At 32.5% G+C, this 16,983-nt stretch carries 18 protein-coding genes; 9 read left to right on the plus strand and 9 right to left on the minus strand.

What is annotated here, in order from left to right:
- Position 1: 1 nt before the first annotated feature.
- The 4 genes from purQ to ABRY23_09195 are packed head-to-tail and all read right to left on the minus strand — an operon-like array spanning position 2 to position 2,364.
- Positions 2-712, minus strand: a complete 711-nt coding sequence (purQ, locus tag ABRY23_09180) for a phosphoribosylformylglycinamidine synthase subunit PurQ (GenBank protein ID MFA3783220.1) — start codon at positions 710-712, stop codon at positions 2-4.
- Entirely contained in the window at positions 709-957 is a 249-nt protein-coding gene (purS, locus tag ABRY23_09185) for a phosphoribosylformylglycinamidine synthase subunit PurS (GenBank protein MFA3783221.1), read from the minus strand. The genes purQ and purS overlap by 4 nt, the downstream gene beginning before the upstream one ends.
- Before the next feature lie 8 nt (positions 958-965).
- Positions 966-1,715, minus strand: coding sequence for a CDP-diacylglycerol--serine O-phosphatidyltransferase (gene pssA, locus ABRY23_09190; protein ID MFA3783222.1), 750 nt, complete (start codon positions 1,713-1,715; stop codon positions 966-968).
- Positions 1,708-2,364 (minus strand): phosphatidylserine decarboxylase family protein, encoded by a 657-nt coding sequence (locus ABRY23_09195; protein ID MFA3783223.1) that lies wholly within the window; start codon positions 2,362-2,364, stop codon positions 1,708-1,710. Before ABRY23_09195 ends, pssA begins: the two co-directional genes overlap by 8 nt.
- A 124-nt stretch (positions 2,365-2,488) precedes the next feature.
- Between ABRY23_09195 and ABRY23_09200 the strand changes: the two genes are divergently transcribed.
- From ABRY23_09200 to ABRY23_09230, 7 genes are read left to right on the plus strand one after another with little or no spacing between them, the layout of a single operon-like run.
- A complete protein-coding gene (locus ABRY23_09200) occupies positions 2,489-2,815 on the plus strand; it encodes a YbaB/EbfC family nucleoid-associated protein (GenBank protein MFA3783224.1) in 327 nt (108 codons plus the stop codon).
- Position 2,816: 1 nt separating this feature from the next.
- Complete coding sequence (recR, locus tag ABRY23_09205; protein MFA3783225.1) at positions 2,817-3,416, plus strand: recombination mediator RecR; 600 nt, start codon at positions 2,817-2,819, stop codon at positions 3,414-3,416.
- Positions 3,413-4,156 carry a class I SAM-dependent methyltransferase gene (locus ABRY23_09210; GenBank protein ID MFA3783226.1) on the plus strand — a complete coding sequence of 248 codons (744 nt, stop codon included), beginning with the start codon at positions 3,413-3,415 and terminating at the stop codon, positions 4,154-4,156. The genes recR and ABRY23_09210 overlap by 4 nt, the downstream gene beginning before the upstream one ends.
- Positions 4,144-4,716: a hypothetical protein gene (locus tag ABRY23_09215; GenBank protein ID MFA3783227.1), complete on the plus strand. Its 573-nt coding sequence runs from the start codon at positions 4,144-4,146 to the stop codon at positions 4,714-4,716. The genes ABRY23_09210 and ABRY23_09215 overlap by 13 nt, the downstream gene beginning before the upstream one ends.
- Complete coding sequence (locus ABRY23_09220) at positions 4,622-5,200, plus strand: hypothetical protein (GenBank protein ID MFA3783228.1); 579 nt, start codon at positions 4,622-4,624, stop codon at positions 5,198-5,200. The genes ABRY23_09215 and ABRY23_09220 overlap by 95 nt, the downstream gene beginning before the upstream one ends.
- Before the next feature lie 6 nt (positions 5,201-5,206).
- Positions 5,207-6,070, plus strand: coding sequence for a cell division protein FtsX (locus ABRY23_09225; protein ID MFA3783229.1), 864 nt, complete (start codon positions 5,207-5,209; stop codon positions 6,068-6,070).
- Positions 6,071-6,085: 15 nt separating this feature from the next.
- A complete protein-coding gene (locus ABRY23_09230; protein ID MFA3783230.1) occupies positions 6,086-7,030 on the plus strand; it encodes a UDP-glucuronic acid decarboxylase family protein in 945 nt (314 codons plus the stop codon).
- Positions 7,031-7,238: 208 nt separating this feature from the next.
- Here the strand turns inward: ABRY23_09230 and groL are convergent, their stop codons facing one another.
- From groL to ABRY23_09255, 5 genes are all read right to left on the minus strand, one after another.
- Positions 7,239-8,870, minus strand: a complete 1,632-nt coding sequence (gene groL, locus ABRY23_09235) for a chaperonin GroEL (protein ID MFA3783231.1) — start codon at positions 8,868-8,870, stop codon at positions 7,239-7,241.
- Between the two features lie 67 nt (positions 8,871-8,937).
- Positions 8,938-9,234, minus strand: coding sequence for a co-chaperone GroES (gene groES, locus ABRY23_09240; protein ID MFA3783232.1), 297 nt, complete (start codon positions 9,232-9,234; stop codon positions 8,938-8,940).
- 663 nt (positions 9,235-9,897) lie between these two features.
- Complete coding sequence (purB, locus tag ABRY23_09245; protein MFA3783233.1) at positions 9,898-11,199, minus strand: adenylosuccinate lyase; 1,302 nt, start codon at positions 11,197-11,199, stop codon at positions 9,898-9,900.
- Positions 11,200-12,393 carry a S1C family serine protease gene (locus tag ABRY23_09250; GenBank protein ID MFA3783234.1) on the minus strand — a complete coding sequence of 398 codons (1,194 nt, stop codon included), beginning with the start codon at positions 12,391-12,393 and terminating at the stop codon, positions 11,200-11,202.
- The gene (locus ABRY23_09255) at positions 12,390-13,022 is read right to left on the minus strand and encodes a glycerol-3-phosphate acyltransferase (GenBank protein ID MFA3783235.1); all 633 of its coding nucleotides are present in this window, start codon (positions 13,020-13,022) and stop codon (positions 12,390-12,392) included. Before ABRY23_09255 ends, ABRY23_09250 begins: the two co-directional genes overlap by 4 nt.
- 306 nt (positions 13,023-13,328) lie before the next feature.
- On the opposite strand from ABRY23_09255, the gene glgP reads away from it, so the two are divergent.
- Positions 13,329-15,914: an alpha-glucan family phosphorylase gene (gene glgP / locus ABRY23_09260; GenBank protein MFA3783236.1), complete on the plus strand. Its 2,586-nt coding sequence runs from the start codon at positions 13,329-13,331 to the stop codon at positions 15,912-15,914.
- 23 nt (positions 15,915-15,937) lie between these two features.
- Complete coding sequence (locus ABRY23_09265; protein MFA3783237.1) at positions 15,938-16,876, plus strand: hypothetical protein; 939 nt, start codon at positions 15,938-15,940, stop codon at positions 16,874-16,876.
- Positions 16,877-16,983 lie beyond the last annotated feature (107 nt).

Below are 16,983 nucleotides of genomic sequence, written 5' to 3' on the forward strand. Positions count from 1 at the left end.
ATTACACCTCGATTAGATTTAATAAATTTTTTACTAATGAACTAAAAATTAAAGAACCATCTGTATTGCCAAGTATTGGGTCGCATGCATTCTCTGGATGCGGCATAAGTCCCAAAATATTTTTTTCTCTATTGGAAATACCGGCTATATTTTTTACAGAACCATTAGGGTTGTATTTAGCTGAAATTTCGCCATACTTAGAAGCATATTTAAAGATTATCTGGTCATTTTCTTCGAGTTCATTTAAAGTTTTTTCATCGGCGAAATAATTACCCTCACCATGCTTTATTGGTAATTTAATCACATCCTTGTTTAATTTATTTGTAAAGAAAGTATTCCTATTGATTATTTTCAAATAAATATTTTTGCATACAAATTTCAGTGACTCGTTTTTTAACATAACACCTGGTAAAAGTCCAGCTTCTAAAAGTATTTGGAAGCCATTGCAAATTCCTAAAACAAAGCCGCCTTTTAAAGCAAAATCAATTACAGAGTCCATTATAGGTGAAAATCTTGCTATAGCGCCAGTCCTTAAATAATCTCCATAAGAAAAACCGCCTGGTAGAACAATTACATCTGAATTTTTCAAGTCAGTATCTTTATGCCATATTAGTTCGGTTTTATATCCAAGCACATTATTAATAGCATAGAAAGCATCATAATCACAATTTGAACCTGGGAAAGTAACTACTCCAAATTTTATTTTGCTCATATTTCTTCCAAAGTATATTCAAAATCTTCCATTATTGGGTTGCTAAGTAATTTCTCGCAATATATTTTAACCTCGTTATCTGCAGCACTTTTGTCATCGGTGTTAACAATAAATTCAATGTATTTACCTATTCTTGTACCGCTAACATTACTTATGCCTAAAAGTTTTGCTCCTTGTTCAACTGCCTTCCCTGCCGGGTCTAAAATTGTTGGACGTCTTTTAATAATTACTTTTGCGATAAACAAGTATCACCTCAGTTTGTCTCTTCTTTTATTTTGATTGATTCATGATTGTGTTGGAAAATTAAAAAATATATGTGTCTTATAATTCCAAATAATATTACTGAAATAAATATGTAGAAAAAAATAATTCCGTTTGTTATTAAAGCTAAAATGAGCGTAAAAAGTAGTATGAAAAACAATATAACTTTTTCCTTTAGATTTTTATTTTTGAGTTTTGGCAGAGCACTGTATTTAATTTTTGTCACCATTAAAAAAGAAAGAATTATAACAAGCGGGATTACAAATTTGTCAAAAGGTTCGATGATATTTCCATTGCGGTAGTAGGAATTAACAAAAAGAGCTATTGTAACTGCAGATATTGGAATAGGAAGTCCTTTGTAATCAGTTTTTACATTAATGTCTTCAATCTGGATATTAAATCTTGCTAAACGAAGAGCACCAAATATTAACAGAAGTGAACTAACTATAATGCCCCATAAGCCGAGATTAGCTAAATTGCTTTTGTAAATTAAAAAGGCTGGTGCAGCACCAAAACTTACAACATCTGATAACGAATCTAATTCTACACCAAACTTGCTTGATGTTCCGATAAGTCGTGCAATTATGCCATCTAAAGTATCGAAGATTGCAGCTGCAATTATGAATATTGCAGCGTATTTAAATTCCTCGTTCCCAGTCATTAGAATAGATAAAAAACCACAAAAAATATTAAGAGAAGTAATGATATTAGGTATATAAGATTTTTTGAGGGAATTATTCATTTTGTATTTTCTCGAAAAGTATTGTTTCACCAGCTTTAACTTTATCACCTACTTTTACCATTAATTTCCATGTAGAATCAACAATCACATCTGACCTGCTTCCAAACTTAATCATACCAAATCTTTCTCCAATTTTTACACTATCGCCGAGTTTTAAATTGCATACAATCCTTCTGGCAATAGTTCCAGCCACCTGAGTAAATAATACCTTGCCTAAATTATTTTTAATGCCAATCTCAGTGCGTTCGTTTCTTTCATCAGCTTTATCGTAAAAAGCAACTAAATACTCGCCTGGCACATAGTTAAAATAATCAATTACACCGTTAATTGGAATCCTATTTACATGAACATCAAAAGGCGACATGAAAATTGACACTTGTTGAGCAATACAATTTAAAAATTTGTTTTCTCTTTTTGTTTTTATCGAAATTATTTTACCATCTGCGGGAGCTACAACACAATTTTTTTGCTTTGGCGGTATTCTTTCAGGGTCCCTAAAAAAGTAAGTTGTAAATGCAAAAATCAAAGCTCCAATAACAATAAATAAATTTTTTAAAAAATTGTTTTGAAATAAAAAAGCTAATACAATAATTAAAATTGCAATACATGCAATTATTAAGTAAGTAAATAAACCATATTTTGAAATCATGTTGTAAGTTAAGGAAAATAGATTTTTACGTGCGTAAATCTAACATTTTCTTGTTTTAATTTCTTGTGAAAATATTTTTTATTAGTTTTTGACTGCTAATAATAAAAAAGATTTGGGAGGATACATGAAACCCGATATGCACGGGATGCTGAAACAAATTCAAAAAATGCAAGAGGATATGCAAAAAGTGCAGAACGAGCTTGAGAATAAAACTGTAACTGAAGAAAGCGGCGGCGGTATGGTAAAAGCTACGGTAAATGGTAAAAAGGAATTAATTTCTATAAAGATAGATGATGAGGTTTTATCCTCCAACGATAAAGAAATGTTAGAAGATCTTATTGTAGCAGCAGTAAATAAAGCGTTAAATTCTGCTGGTAAAATGGCTGAAGAAGAAATAGCTAATATCACAAAAGGAATAATTCCTCCAGGCTTTAATATCCCAGGTTTGTAAAGTGTTAATAGCTGAACCATTACAAGTAGCTATTGAAGAGCTCAGTAAGTTGCCCTCTATTGGCAAGAAAACAGCGCAGAGACTTGCCCTGCACATTCTGAAAAGCGATAGGCAAACTGTGGAGGCTCTTGTAAAATCCTTAATTGACCTCAAAGAAAAAATTACTTTTTGTCGCAACTGCTTTAATATTTCTGTTGATGAGCTTTGTGATATTTGTAAAAGTGCAAAAAGAGATAGAAGTACTATCTGTGTGGTTGAAGAGGCAAGTGATATTATTGCTATCGAAAAAACGAATGAGTATAATGGGCTATATCATGTGCTTGGAGGGGTTCTTAATCCGCTTGCTAATATAACAGCTGAACAGTTAAAAATAAACGAACTTATTAAACGTGTTGAAAAAGAAAAAGTTAAAGAAGTGATTCTTGCACTTAATCCCGACGCAGAAGGAGATACTACTGCTCTTTACATCGCTAAATTAATTAAACATTTTCCTGTTAAGGTAACTAGAATTGCTCGCGGGTTACCAATTGGTGGGGACCTAGAATTTGCCGATGAAGCTACAATTGGCAGAGCATTTATTGGAAGAATTGTAGTTCAATGAAAGATTGGTATAAATCCTGGTTCAATTCTCCTTTTTATTTAACAGTATACAATCATAGAGATACCCATGATGCTGAAAAATTGTTGGATCTTATCTTAAGGTATATTAATCCAAACTCGGAACTAAAAGTTTTAGATACTGCTTGTGGTGCAGGCAGGCATGCAATTTATCTAGCTGAGAAGGGTTTTGACGTCTATGGGTTTGATTTAAGCAAGACTTTACTTCTTGAAGCAATAAAAAAGGCTGAATTAGGAAATATCAATGTAAAATTTTTATTGACTGATATTCGTGCTGCTTGTTTTAAAATAAAGTTTGATATTATACTAAATCTTTTTACAAGCTTCGGATATTTTGAAAATGATAACGAGAATTTTCGTTTTTTTATTAAAGCTAAATCATTTTTAGCTAAAGAGGGTGTTCTTATAATCGATTACTTTAATCCCAAGTATCTTAAAAAGAATTTAATTGATTATAGTGAAAAAAACATTAACTCCATTATTATAAAAGAAAAAAGATACTTTCAGGGTGAAAGGGTTAACAAAAGTATTGAAATTATCTCTGAAAAAAACACTTACCACTTTGAAGAATCTGTAGCATTGTATAATTACGACTACTTAAAAAGAAAGTTTGAAGAGATGGGTTACAAAATTGTAAAGCAATGGGGCAATTACGATGGTGATAGTTTCAACGAAGAAGTTTCTGAAAGAATAATTTTGGTGCTTAAACAATGCGATATATAGTTTTAACTTTATTATTCATTTCTACCAGTTGCGATTTGCTTACCACTCGAACGCCACAAAAGCCAGAATCACCAAGAGTTATTTTTTTACCTGCTACTTCTCCCGCAATCTTATTCCAAAATTTTAAATCATCTTTAGAAGAAAAAATATTAGAAAATTATTTATCTTGCTTCGTAGATACAGCATTCTTGAAAAAAAAATTTATTTTTACACCATCAACAGGAGCAGTATCTCAATATTCAAATTTGATTAATTGGAATCTCGATGCTGAGAGACAATTTTTTAATAATTTTATTTCAGTTGTCAAAAAAGATTATCCAATTACACTTAAGCTTACAAACGAGTTGAGTAATCCGTTGGGTAGCGATAGTGCAGTTTATCAGTATGATTATGAATTGTCTTTTGTGACAGACGATCCTACACTTCCAAATATGTATACCGGAAGTGCACAGTTTAAAATTTATAATGATTCTAGAAAACAGTGGGTTATTGTTGAATGGCTTGATATTAAAAAGGAAAACAAACCAAGTTGGAGCGAACTTAAAGGTCGCTTATACTGATATTATACTTTTGACTTTGTCTATTTTTATCGGCGGCTGTGTAAATCCATTTGCACCTGCTATGGATAAGTCTACTAACTCAAATGGAAGCTTAATTAGTGATTTGAAAACAGTAAATGGAGTGTTTCAAAATTTTCAATATGCATATACGTTTAAGGATACATTGATTTACGGACAGTTAATTGCAAACGATTTTGTATTTACATATCACGATTATGATTTAGGAGTAGATAAATCTTGGGGCAGAGATGATGAAATGAAAGTTACATACGGTTTATTCCAAAATACACAGAGGCTAGACCTTATATGGAATGACATAGTATCTATGACTGGGGATTCAACTAGGATTATTCGTAGTTTCAATTTAACTATTACTTTTAATCCTACTGATATAGTTTATATTGATGGGAAAGTTAATTTGGAGCTAATAAAAATAGATGGTAAATGGAAAATCAGAAGGTGGATTGATGAATCAAACTTTTAATGGATTATGATGTTGTTCTACTTATCAGAAGCAGTTAAGCTATTCAAAAGGTCGCCACTTGGCAGCTTTATTACAATTATAACTACAGCAATTGCGGTGGGTATAACAACGTTTGCATTCCTTTTAATTTTTTTATCTAACAATATATCTGAAAAATTAAAAAGCAACGTGGAAATTAATGTTTTTCTTAAAGAGAATTACTCAAGTGACGATAAAATAAATTTTGAGAATTTTTTGAGGGGAAATAACATAATTAAAAAGTTCAATTTTATTAGTAAGGAGGAAGCCGAGAAAAAATTCATTTATGAGACGGGTGAAAGTTTTAAAGATATCCTTGATGTAAATCCGCTGCCGGCTTCATATAAATTATACTTAAAGCCAAAATTTGTTGATGAAAATAAAATAGAAGAGTTAAAGAAACAGATTATCCAAAACCCAATTGTGGATGACGTGGTTTTTGATTATAGCACTTTATTAAGGATATTAAACATAATTAATAAACTAAGTACCTTTGTATATTTGATTGCGATCTTATTATTTGTGCTCTCAGTTTATTTGGTTTTTTCGAATTCTAAACTGGTTATTAAAAGCAGAGAAAAAACTTATAATACTATGAAATTGATTGGTACAAAACTATTTTCAATCAGATTCCCAATTTTGTTAAATGGAATTATAATTGGTTTAATTTCTTCGCTAATGGTAATAATAGTTGTTTTTTTTGCTTTTTATTTACTTCAGAAATTATATCCATTTATTAATATTGGAGTCAGTTTATATTTTATTTATTCACTAATTCTTTTATTGGGTTTGATACTTGGTCTTAGTGGAAGTTATATTGCAGCTCGAAGTATAACGTTACAATTTAATTAACAAAAAAGTAAAAATATGTCAACAATTGCAGTGGTAACTGGAGGAGCTGGATTTTTAGGTTCCCATCTTTGTGATAAGTTAATTGAAAAAGGCTTTAAAGTTATTTGCATCGATAATTTGCTTACAGGACGAATAGAAAACATTGAACATTTATTTCTAAATGAAAATTTTACGTTTATCAAGCATGATGTAACAAATTTTATCCATGTACCTTCAAAAGTAGATTATGTATTGCATTTTGCTTCGCCGGCAAGTCCGCTTGATTATCTTCAATACCCAATCCAAACCCTAAAAGTGGGTTCGTTAGGTACACACAAAGCACTTGGTTTGGCAAAAGAAAAGAAAGCGATTTTTTTATTGGCTTCAACTTCTGAAATTTACGGTGATCCGTTAGTTCATCCACAGAAGGAAGATTACTGGGGTAATGTAAACCCAGTTGGACCAAGAGGTGTTTATGATGAAGCAAAAAGATTTGCAGAAGCAATGACTATGGCATATCATCGATATCACGGTGTTGAAACTAGAATAGCAAGAATTTTTAATACATATGGACCACGAATGAGACTTAATGATGGCAGAGCTCTGCCCGCTTTTATATCACAAGCATTAAAAAATGAAGATGTAACAGTATTTGGCGACGGCTCTCAAACTAGAAGTTTCTGTTATGTCTCAGATTTAATTGATGGTATTTATAAATTGATGCTTTCAAATGAATGTGAACCTGTTAACATTGGTAATCCTGATGAAATAACTATTGAAGACTTTGCAAAAGAGGTTATTAGATTAACAAATTCAAAGAGTAAAATTGTATACAAAGAATTACCTATAGATGACCCTAAAATAAGACAACCTGACATTTCGAAAGCAAAGGAAGTTTTAAATTGGGAGCCAAAAATTAGCAGGGAAGAGGGATTAAAGATAACCATTGAATATTTTAGAAAAATGCTAATAACAGATTAATCCAGCATTTTTCAGATGAATAATAAATTTAACTGAGCATTGTTAATCAGAAGCGTACTTTCCAACTTTTAATTACCAATTCCTAATTCCTAATTCCTAATTCCTAATTGAAAAAAGTGGGGGACTGCCTTAGAATTAAACTAAGATTAGAGATTTAGATTTTAAGACAGTCTCCCTTTTCTTGTTCTAATAAAAGCTAGATTACATATTAATACATATCACCCATTCCACCGCCTGGCATAGCCGGTGCAGGTTTTTCTTCTTCTTTCTTTTCGTATACAACTGCTTCAGTGGTAATTAACAATGAAGCAACTGATGCAGCATTTTCAAGAGCGGTACGTGTAACCTTAGTTGGGTCGATAACACCGGATTTCATAAGATTTTCATATTGTTCAGTAGCGGCGTTAAATCCAAAATCATTTTTGCCTTCAAGTACTTTATTTAGTACTACTGCACCTTCTAAGCCAGCATTTGCAGCTATTTGTTTAAGAGGCTCCTCAAGTGCTTTTTGGACAATTTTAATGCCTGTGTTTTGGTCTTCATTTTCGCCAGTTAATTGTTCTAATGCAGAAATTGCGCGTACCAAAGATACACCGCCGCCGGGTACAATGCCTTCTTCAACAGCTGCACGAGTAGCATGGAGCGCATCTTCTACACGAGCTTTCTTTTCTTTCATTTCAATCTCTGTAGCTGCTCCAATTTTCAAGACTGCAACTCCACCGGATAATTTAGCCAATCTTTCTTGTAATTTTTCTCTGTCATAATCTGAGGTGGTCTTTTCTATTTGAGATTTTATCTCGTTAATTCTCTTTTTGATGTCATCGTTTTTACCTGCGCCTTCTACGATAGTAGTGTTGTCTTTGTCAACAGTAACCTTTTTAGCTCTACCTAAGTAGTCAATATTAGCATTTTCAAGTTTAAATCCTCTTTCCTCGGAGATAACAGTACCGCCGGTTAAAATTGCAATATCTTCTAACATTGCTTTCCTTCTATCGCCAAAACCTGGAGCTTTAACAGCACATACTTTTAATGTTCCTCTTAATTTATTTACTACTAAGGTAGCTAATGCTTCGCCTTCGAGGTCTTCGGCAATTATTAATAAAGCTCTTCCAGCTTGTGCTATTTTTTCGAGGATTGGAAGAAGGTCTTTCATTGCGGAAATTTTCTTATCGTGAATTAAAATGTAGGCGTCTTCTAATACAGCTTCCATCGATTCAGAATTTGTAACAAAATATGGTGAGATGTAACCTCTGTCAAATTGCATACCTTCAACTACTTCTAAGGTAGTTTCGGCCGATTTACTTTCTTCTACTGTAATTACGCCATCTTTACCTACTTTTTCCATTGCGTCTGCAATTAAAGAACCAATAGTTTTATCGTTGTTTGCAGAGATAGTTCCTACTTGAGCAATTTCTTCTCGGCCACCGACTTCTTTACTAATTGATTTTAAGTACTCAACTACCTTTGCGACTGCAATATCGATGCCTCTTTTAAGGTCCATTGGATTAGCACCCGCAGTAACATTTTTCAAGCCTTCACGGAAAATAGCTTGAGCAAGCACTGTAGCAGTTGTAGTACCGTCGCCAGCTACATCACTTGTTTTGGATGCAACTTCACGTACCATTTGTGCACCCATGTTTTCTATTGGATTTTCCAGCTCAATTTCTTTTGCTACAGATACACCATCTTTTGTTACAGTTGGAGCGCCAAATTTTTTATCTAATATTACGTTTCTTCCTTTTGGTCCCAAAGTAACTTTAACAGCATTGGCTAATTTATCTACACCTAATTTAAGAGCATTTCGAGCATCACTGCTAAATTCAACTATTTTTGCTGCCATAACATTTCTCCTTTTTTTATTGAAACATTTTTATTCGCTAAAAATTTATTGTAACTTCTCAAAAAATTTATTTTACTATTCCGTAAATATCACTTTCACGCATAATTAGATATTCTTCGCCTTCGATTTTAACTTCAGTCCCGGAATATTTTCCGTACAACACTGTATCTCCAACTTTTACTGACATTTTTATTTCTTTACCTTCATCAGTTATCCTACCAGGTCCTACTGCTACTACAGTCCCTTCAATTGGTTTTTCTTTTGCAGTATCTGGTAAAATAATCCCACCTTTAGTGGTTTCTTCAGCTTCTTTGGGTTTTACAATAACCCTGTCTGCAAGCGGCTGAATTTTAAAATTTGCCATATTTATTCCTCCTATTTGTTGATGTTATTAGCACTCATTAAAAGCGAGTGCTAACATATAATTTTGAACGTTTTTTGTCAAGATTGAGTGCACAAAAACATCTGAAATTAGTCAAAAAACTAATAAAAAAAATAGAATTTAAAATAATGATATCAGAAAAAAATATATATAAAATTTTGCAAGGTAGCCATCTTATGCTGCAAAAAAAATCAACATCCTACCTCTTCATTTGGGATTATTTCACTCATTTCGCTTGTTCACAATAATAATGTAGGCAAGATTGGTTGAGACATCTGCTTTCTCTTCATTAGTTACACAGAGAACCACAGAGAATTCACGGAGAATGTAATAGGCGAGGAACCCTTGAACCCTATAATTGAAATGATTCGATTTGATTTACAACCAAGCTAATAAGATTTTAATAAAGTAATAATACTGAGGAGCCTTTGACTAAAATTATACTGTAAACAAAACCTTACCAACGAAGTGGTGAATTCTCGCCACGAAGAAGTGAATTCCCATTTTATTTTTTAATTAACCTTAGTAGCATCTTAGTTCGCAATAGCAATAATGAACAGTAATTTCTTATTTATTATAAACTTCTTTGTCACATCAAAAGCACTAATCCAGAGTTCTGTGCGACACGCAGGGCATTAGTTAAAGTTAGTCTTTATCGATTGTCCTAGAAAAAATAAAATTAACGTTATTGAGCATTTTTTTTGATTCAAATATTTCTTCTAATTCAGTTTTTGATAAGTAGTTTTTTACTTCTTCTGAAAGTAGTAATTCGTCCATTAAATTTTTCGACTTGTCTTCCCATACTTTCATAGCAGCTGTTTGCACTATTTTATAGGCTTCTTCTCGTGTTAATCCTTTATCAACTAGTTTAAGTAAAACAGATTGTGAATGAATTAGTCCACGTGTTAGATTTAAATTTGCAAGCATGTTTTGGGGATAGATTATTAGTTTATCTATCAAGTTGGTTATTAGATTCAATGCATAATCAAGTATAATACAGCTGTCAGGTATAATTACCCTTTCTACAGAAGAGTGTGAAATATCACGTTCGTGCCATAGGGAAACATTTTCTAAAGCAGCAATTGAATTAGCACGGAGTATTCTTGCAATACCTGCAATTCTTTCGCTAATAACAGGATTTCTTTTATGAGGCATTGCTGATGAGCCCTTTTGTCCCGCATGAAAATATTCTTCACATTCAAGCACTTCTGTTTTTTGAAGGTGCCTTACTTCGGTTGCAATTTTTTCTAAACTAGAGCCAATTACTGCTAATGTTGTCATAAAATGAGCATGTCTATCTCTTTGTACAATTTGGGTTGATATGGGAGCTGGTTTTAACCCTAATTTTTTGCAGACGTACTCTTCTACTTGGGGTTCTAAGTGCTCAAAAGTGCCGACAGCTCCACTTAGTTTTCCCACGCTTATGTTTTCGATTGCGTTGTTAAGCCGTTCTATATTTCTTTTAGTTTCTTCGTACCAAAGAGCAAATTTCAATCCCATTGTAATAGCCTCTGCGTGGATGCCATGAGTTCTGCCAACGCAAATTGTGTACTTATGTTCTATTGCTTTCTTTTTCAATACCTCTTTAAGTTTTTTTAAGTCATCAATGAGAATTTCACCTGAAGTTTTCATTTGGTAAGCTAAAGAAGTATCTAAGATGTCAGACGATGTCATACCGTAATGAATATATCTTGACTGCGGTCCCACATTTTCAGCAACATTAGTTAAGAATGCTATTACATCGTGTTTTGTTGTTTCTTCAATTTCTAAAATTCTTTTGATATCAAAAGCAGCTCTTGATTTAATTATTTCTAAATCTTTTTCAGGTATATAGCCGAGTTTACTGCGAGCTTCGCATGCAAGCAATTCTATTTTAAGCCAGGTTTCATATTTAAATTGCTCTTCCCAAATTTTCCCCATTTCGGTTCGAGTATATCTTTTAATCATTTATCTTTTCTCCAGTTTCATTTGTTTGTTTAGTAGAACATTATTACGAGTGATTTTTAGATTTATAACATCGCCTGCCCTAAATTCTTGTAGCACTCCAATTAGTGTGTTTTCATCATTAATCATGTAATTGTTAACGCCAATTATTATGTCGTATACTTGAAGTCCAGCTTTTTCTGCAGGGGAGCCTTTAGCTATGTTCGTTATTATGACACCCCTTATTTGCTTAAGATTATAGTATTTTGCTATGCCTTCATCTACCGTTTGAATACTAAGCCCTGTCCAAAAATCTCTATCTACCTTCCCATGTTCTTTTAGTTCTGTTATTATTTTTCTAATTTTATTTACAGGTATAGCAAAGCCGACGCCTATATTTCCTCCAGTTCCACTTGCATTATATATAAGAGTATTAATGCCAATTAATTCTCCTACCGCGTTAACCAAAGGACCACCGCTATTTCCACTGTTAATTGCAGCATCGGTTTGTAGCATATTAACGTAATATCTGTTATCAGTTACCCCCAAGTTCATACCGGTAGAACTTATAACACCTACTGTAACGGTGGGCTTATCATTTATTTCAAAAAAACCAAAAGGGTTGCCTAAAGCTATAACCCATTCACCAATCATTACATCATCTGAATTGCCCATCCGTATAAATGGTAATTCTTTTTTAGAATCTATTTTTAATAAACAAATATCTGATACTTTATCGGTGCCAACTACTTTAGCATTGTATTGTGAGCCGTCTGTTAATGTTACAATTACTTCTACCGCATCGCCGGCCACATGGTCGTTAGTAACTATATAGCCATCTGGGGAAACAATTACACCTGAGCCAAGACTTTTAACTTGTTGTTTGTAAACTCTATCGCCAAACCAGTACCTCCAAAATGGATCAAGGCTGAATATATCTCTGTATTCTTTTATTGCCGTAACATTAATGCCAACCACAGCAGCGCTTACTTCTTTTACTGTTTGTGTGATAATAGTTTGTCTATTACTATCAATTTGATTGTTGGCCGATTGTTTTAATTGGGTATTAATATAAGTAGTTGTATTGGAAAGCGACCAAGGTTCTCCTTTATCTTTTTGCGCAGAATTATCAAGCTTTAAATATAATATAGTAAAAGCAAGTGATGTAATTACAAATGAAACTAACGATGCTATAATAATTATTTTTATGTTTTTCATAGAGAAACCTTACGTTTTTGTTTTTGTTCTAATAAATATTCTTTCATTGGTTGTATATGCTTAGAAACAATTATAAGCATCATCAAAACTACCATTATTGAAAAAGTGATTGAAGATTCAGCTTGTAGTTGTGAATACTTATTAAGAATATTTCCCGAAGTAATTGAAATAGCTGCAGTAAGTACTGTAGCAGCGAAATTAGAAAAGTGAATATTTTTTCTGAATAGAAATGAAACAATCCAAAATACTACCCATATTATAAATACAGGTATTGAGATTATAAATGATCCGCCTGCTGCTGTTGCCAGGCCTCTGCCACCCTTAAATTTAATCCATGGCGAATAACAATGAAATAATACTGCACTAACTAAACCAAGCATAGCAAAAATAAAGTAGTCGCCAAATAAGATTTTGGGCAATAAACTTGCTAACAAACCTTTAAGTAAATCAAATATCAATACAATAACAGCAATCGGCTTTGATTTTGTTGTTTCATATGAATTTAGTGTGCCTACATTCTTTGAGCCTATTTTTGTTATATCTAAGCCCTTGGCGACTTTTAATACTACATAGGCTGTAGGAAACGAACCAAATAAAAAACCTATTATAATGCTTAAGATATATTCCATAATATTTTTTTAATTTTGTTTCAAATTTACTAAAAACTATTCATAATTAATGTTATCTGCTTATAAAGAATAAAATATGCTAAAATATTGTACATAGCTTTTATTTATGTGATTAAATTTATCTCAAATTTTTCATTAGAGAAATTTATTCTGTTTGAGAAAATTCTTCTTTAATTAATTTTTTTGACTTAATTTTCACGCAAGTTTTTAAATTAATCTAGCATGAAAAAATTATTTAGTTTCAAAAAAAATTTGTATCATTATTAAATAACTTTGAAAAAATTGAGAGATAAAGCGGAGAGAAGGATGATAAATTTTATTGGCAATTTTAATGTGGTCCCTTCATTACCAGAAAAGTTAGAACCTCTAAGGGAAATCGCATATAATTTATTTTGGACCTGGCATCACGATGCAATAGAACTTTTTAGAAGAATAGATAGAAAACTTTGGGAAGACACTCATCATAACCCAGTCTTGTTACTTGGTAAAGTAGACCAAAAAAGATTAAATGCTTTGTCGCAAGATGATAGTTTTATCTCTCATTTAAACAGAGTTTTTGTTGCTCTTAATGTTTATTTAGAAGAGAAAACATGGTATCACAAAAATTTTAAAACGAATGGCGATAATTATATTGCTTACTTTTCTGCTGAGTATGGACTGACAGAATGTTTACAAATTTATTCTGGTGGACTTGGTGTTTTATCGGGCGACCATTTAAAATCTGCAAGTGATCTCGGTCTACCGTTAGTTGGAGTGGGATTGTGTTATAAAGAAGGCTACTTCCAGCAGTACTTAACTTCTGATGGATGGCAGCAAGAACGGTATGAAATCATTGATTTTTATAATCAGCCAATGTCATTAGTAACCGATAGTAAAAATAATCCGTTGAAAATTGAACTTGATTTCCCTGGCAGAAAAGTTTACTTCCAAATCTGGAAAATTCAAATTGGCAGAATACCGTTATATCTTTTAGACACTAACGTGCCGGAGAATAACGATGAGGATAAAAAAATAACAAGATCATTATATGGCGGTACAATTGAAACTAGAATTCAACAAGAAATTGTTTTGGGAATTGGTGGTATCAGAGCATTATATGCAATTGGAATTCAACCACTCGTTTGCCATATGAATGAAGGACACTCAGCCTTTCTTTCCTTAGAAAGAATTAGGATGTTGATTAACAATTACAACCTCTCTTTTGCTGAGGCACGAGATATTGGTCTATATTCCAATGTCTTTACTACCCATACACCAGTACCTGCCGGAATTGACATTTTTGGTAACGACCTTGTAGAAAAATATTTTGGCAATTATTATAGGAATGAACTTAAGATAAGCGATAAAGAGTTTTACAGCTTGGGTACGCTTAATAAGGATAAAGACCCTGCCAATTTTAATATGGCTCATTTAGCAATGAATATGGCAGGCTTTGTAAATGGTGTCAGTCGATTGCATAGTGTTGTTTCTAAAAAAATGTGGATGGTTGGTTTTAAAGATATTCCTTTTAATGAAATTCCGATTGACTATGTTACCAATGGTGTTCATACTCATTCGCATTTATCTAATGATATGCAAGAATTATTGTATCGTTATTTAGGAGAAAAATTTATTCAGAACCCATCAGATGCTGAGGCATGGGCAAGAGTTGATGAAATTCCAGATGAAGAATTATGGCGAACTCATGAACGCCGAAGAGAACGATTAGTAGCTTTTGCCAGAAGAAGAATGATTGAACAAATTAAAAATCGCGGTGGGTCGTTATCCGAAATTAAAGCTGCAAGCGAAGTGCTGGACGCACAAGCTTTAACAATTGGATTTGCAAGAAGATTTGCATCCTACAAAAGAGGTACCCTTATTTTTAGAGATATTGAGAGATTAGCGAGTATACTGTGTAATCCAAATTATCCGGTACAAATTATTATCGCTGGTAAAGCTCACCCAAAAGATGAAGAGGGTAAAAAAATTATTCAAGAGATTATTCAGCTTTCTAAAGAGAGTCATTTACGCAAAAAAATTGTATTTATCGAAAATTACGATATGAACGTTGCTCGCTATATGGTAGAAGGCTGTGATATTTGGCTTAATAATCCGCGTCGACCTTTAGAAGCAAGCGGCACCTCCGGAATGAAAGTAATTGCTAATGGTGGACTTAACTTGAGCGTTTTGGACGGCTGGTGGGATGAAGCTTACAATTACGAAGTTGGATGGAAAATTGGAAACGGGGAAGAGTATTCCGACTTAGATTATCAAGACGAAATTGAATCAAGGCTAATTTACGACACTTTAGAAAAGGAAATTGTACCTCTTTTTTACAATAGAGGTGAAGATAAATTACCGCGCGGCTGGATTAAAATGATGAAAAGTTCGATGAAACAACTAGGTCCAATTTACAATACTAACAGAATGGTTGAAGAATATGCTCGTAAATTTTATTTCCCATCAATTGAAAAGAGAACATATTTAATGAAAGACAATTGGAAAAAGGGAAAGGAATTTTCTGCATGGAAAACTAAATTATTTAACAACTGGCAGAAAATTAAAATAGTTAGTGTGGATGAAGGTGATAAGGATAAAAAGGCTAAACTAAAAGTGGGGTGTAAATTTCCAATAACAGCAAAACTACAAATAGGTGAACTATCCCCAGATGATATTGAAGTTCAAATTTATTATGGAATGGTTGGCAATGGTCATCAAGAAAATCAAAATGGCTTTGTGGTCATGAACTATAACTCAAGAAAATCAAAAGATGGTTTGCTATTTTACCAAGGTGAAATTGAATGCAGCAGTACAGGCCAATTTGCTTATACAATTCGAGTTGTGCCTAAACATGAGGTGCTGATAAATAAGTTTGAGCTAAGTTTAATTAAATGGGCTGAACCAAATTCCTAAAAGTTTTATAAAAAATAAAAAATATGTTGTTAGAAACTTTAGACTTGCGAACAAATGATATTCTTATTTATTCTCAGAACAAATTTAACTTTAACGATAATTTTAAGATTATCTACAAGAACGAAAAAATAAAACGAGCTTTCCCAATTAACTATTTAGATGTTTGCAGTTATGTTAAAGACCCATCTCCTAAAAATTTAATTATATATCGAATGCTTACTAATGTTGACCATCTCGATGCTTACTCAAGCAAATATGGTTACTTCATCAAAATAAATAATAAAATGGAACTCGTTTATTTTGACCCTATTTTTGCAGTTAAGGACTTGCGCCATTTGCGATTTAACCTAGACCCAAATTATTTCAGATTTAAGATACAACAAGTTGGACTTACTTCACTTACCAAGAAAGACAATGAAGCTAATTTTGCTGAAGTTTACTCATTTGACTTGAAAGCAGATGAAGCTCAAAATCAAAATGATAAAATATTTGCCGATGCTATTTTTGCTTTCGACCCAGGTTATTCGGATAACGAAAATCATGATGAAGAAGAGTTTGATAAAGCTTTAAGAGAAAAAATAAACTACTCTATTGAAAAAGAAGACAGCCGACAAGTTATAACTGACTTATCCAATATAGCTGAAGACAAAACAAGCAATGATAGCTCAAAAAGCAATTTAATATTACCAGCTGTAAATGATGCTAATAAAGCTCAATTAGTGAGAGAAGAGATAATTTCTTTGCTTAAACAAGTCTTATCAATTGACGAGAAAAAAATTACAGCTAACAAAAATTTAACTGATGACCTTTCTTCTACTGATAGTAAAAAAATCAACGAACAGAAGATAAACAACAAAAATGAAATTAAAAATATATTGGAACTCTTTAAATCTACACGTAAGTCTGATGACCTTTCGTTAAGGGAAAAACGTCAAGTGATTCTCAAGTTTACTAAGTCATAGCACCCGATTAAAAATATTATTTTTTTATTAAGTCAGTTCACTTTTTTATTGCATTGCCTATTCTTTTAAAAATGATAGTACTGCATACCTATTCTAATCCAAATTAT

The organism is Melioribacteraceae bacterium 4301-Me, from assembly GCA_041538185.1.
Taxonomy (GTDB): domain Bacteria; phylum Bacteroidota; class Ignavibacteria; order Ignavibacteriales; family Melioribacteraceae; genus Pyranulibacter; species Pyranulibacter aquaticus.

Bases quoted from the DNA above. Each gene is read 5' to 3' on its own strand.
- purQ (MFA3783220.1), bottom strand. From the start codon at position 712: ATGAGCAAAATAAAATTTGGAGTAGTTACTTTCCCAGGTTCAAATTGT.
- pssA (MFA3783222.1), bottom strand. From the start codon at position 1,715: ATGAATAATTCCCTCAAAAAATCTTATATACCTAATATCATTACTTCT.
- ABRY23_09195 (MFA3783223.1), bottom strand. From the start codon at position 2,364: ATGATTTCAAAATATGGTTTATTTACTTACTTAATAATTGCATGTATT.
- ABRY23_09200 (MFA3783224.1), top strand. From the start codon at position 2,489: ATGAAACCCGATATGCACGGGATGCTGAAACAAATTCAAAAAATGCAA.
- ABRY23_09210 (MFA3783226.1), top strand. From the start codon at position 3,413: ATGAAAGATTGGTATAAATCCTGGTTCAATTCTCCTTTTTATTTAACA.
- ABRY23_09215 (MFA3783227.1), top strand. From the start codon at position 4,144: ATGCGATATATAGTTTTAACTTTATTATTCATTTCTACCAGTTGCGAT.
- ABRY23_09220 (MFA3783228.1), top strand. From the start codon at position 4,622: ATGATTCTAGAAAACAGTGGGTTATTGTTGAATGGCTTGATATTAAAA.
- ABRY23_09225 (MFA3783229.1), top strand. From the start codon at position 5,207: ATGATGTTGTTCTACTTATCAGAAGCAGTTAAGCTATTCAAAAGGTCG.
- ABRY23_09230 (MFA3783230.1), top strand. From the start codon at position 6,086: ATGTCAACAATTGCAGTGGTAACTGGAGGAGCTGGATTTTTAGGTTCC.
- groL (MFA3783231.1), bottom strand. From the start codon at position 8,870: ATGGCAGCAAAAATAGTTGAATTTAGCAGTGATGCTCGAAATGCTCTT.
- groES (MFA3783232.1), bottom strand. From the start codon at position 9,234: ATGGCAAATTTTAAAATTCAGCCGCTTGCAGACAGGGTTATTGTAAAA.
- purB (MFA3783233.1), bottom strand. From the start codon at position 11,199: ATGATTAAAAGATATACTCGAACCGAAATGGGGAAAATTTGGGAAGAG.
- ABRY23_09250 (MFA3783234.1), bottom strand. From the start codon at position 12,393: ATGAAAAACATAAAAATAATTATTATAGCATCGTTAGTTTCATTTGTA.
- ABRY23_09255 (MFA3783235.1), bottom strand. From the start codon at position 13,022: ATGGAATATATCTTAAGCATTATAATAGGTTTTTTATTTGGTTCGTTT.
- glgP (MFA3783236.1), top strand. From the start codon at position 13,329: ATGATAAATTTTATTGGCAATTTTAATGTGGTCCCTTCATTACCAGAA.
- ABRY23_09265 (MFA3783237.1), top strand. From the start codon at position 15,938: ATGTTGTTAGAAACTTTAGACTTGCGAACAAATGATATTCTTATTTAT.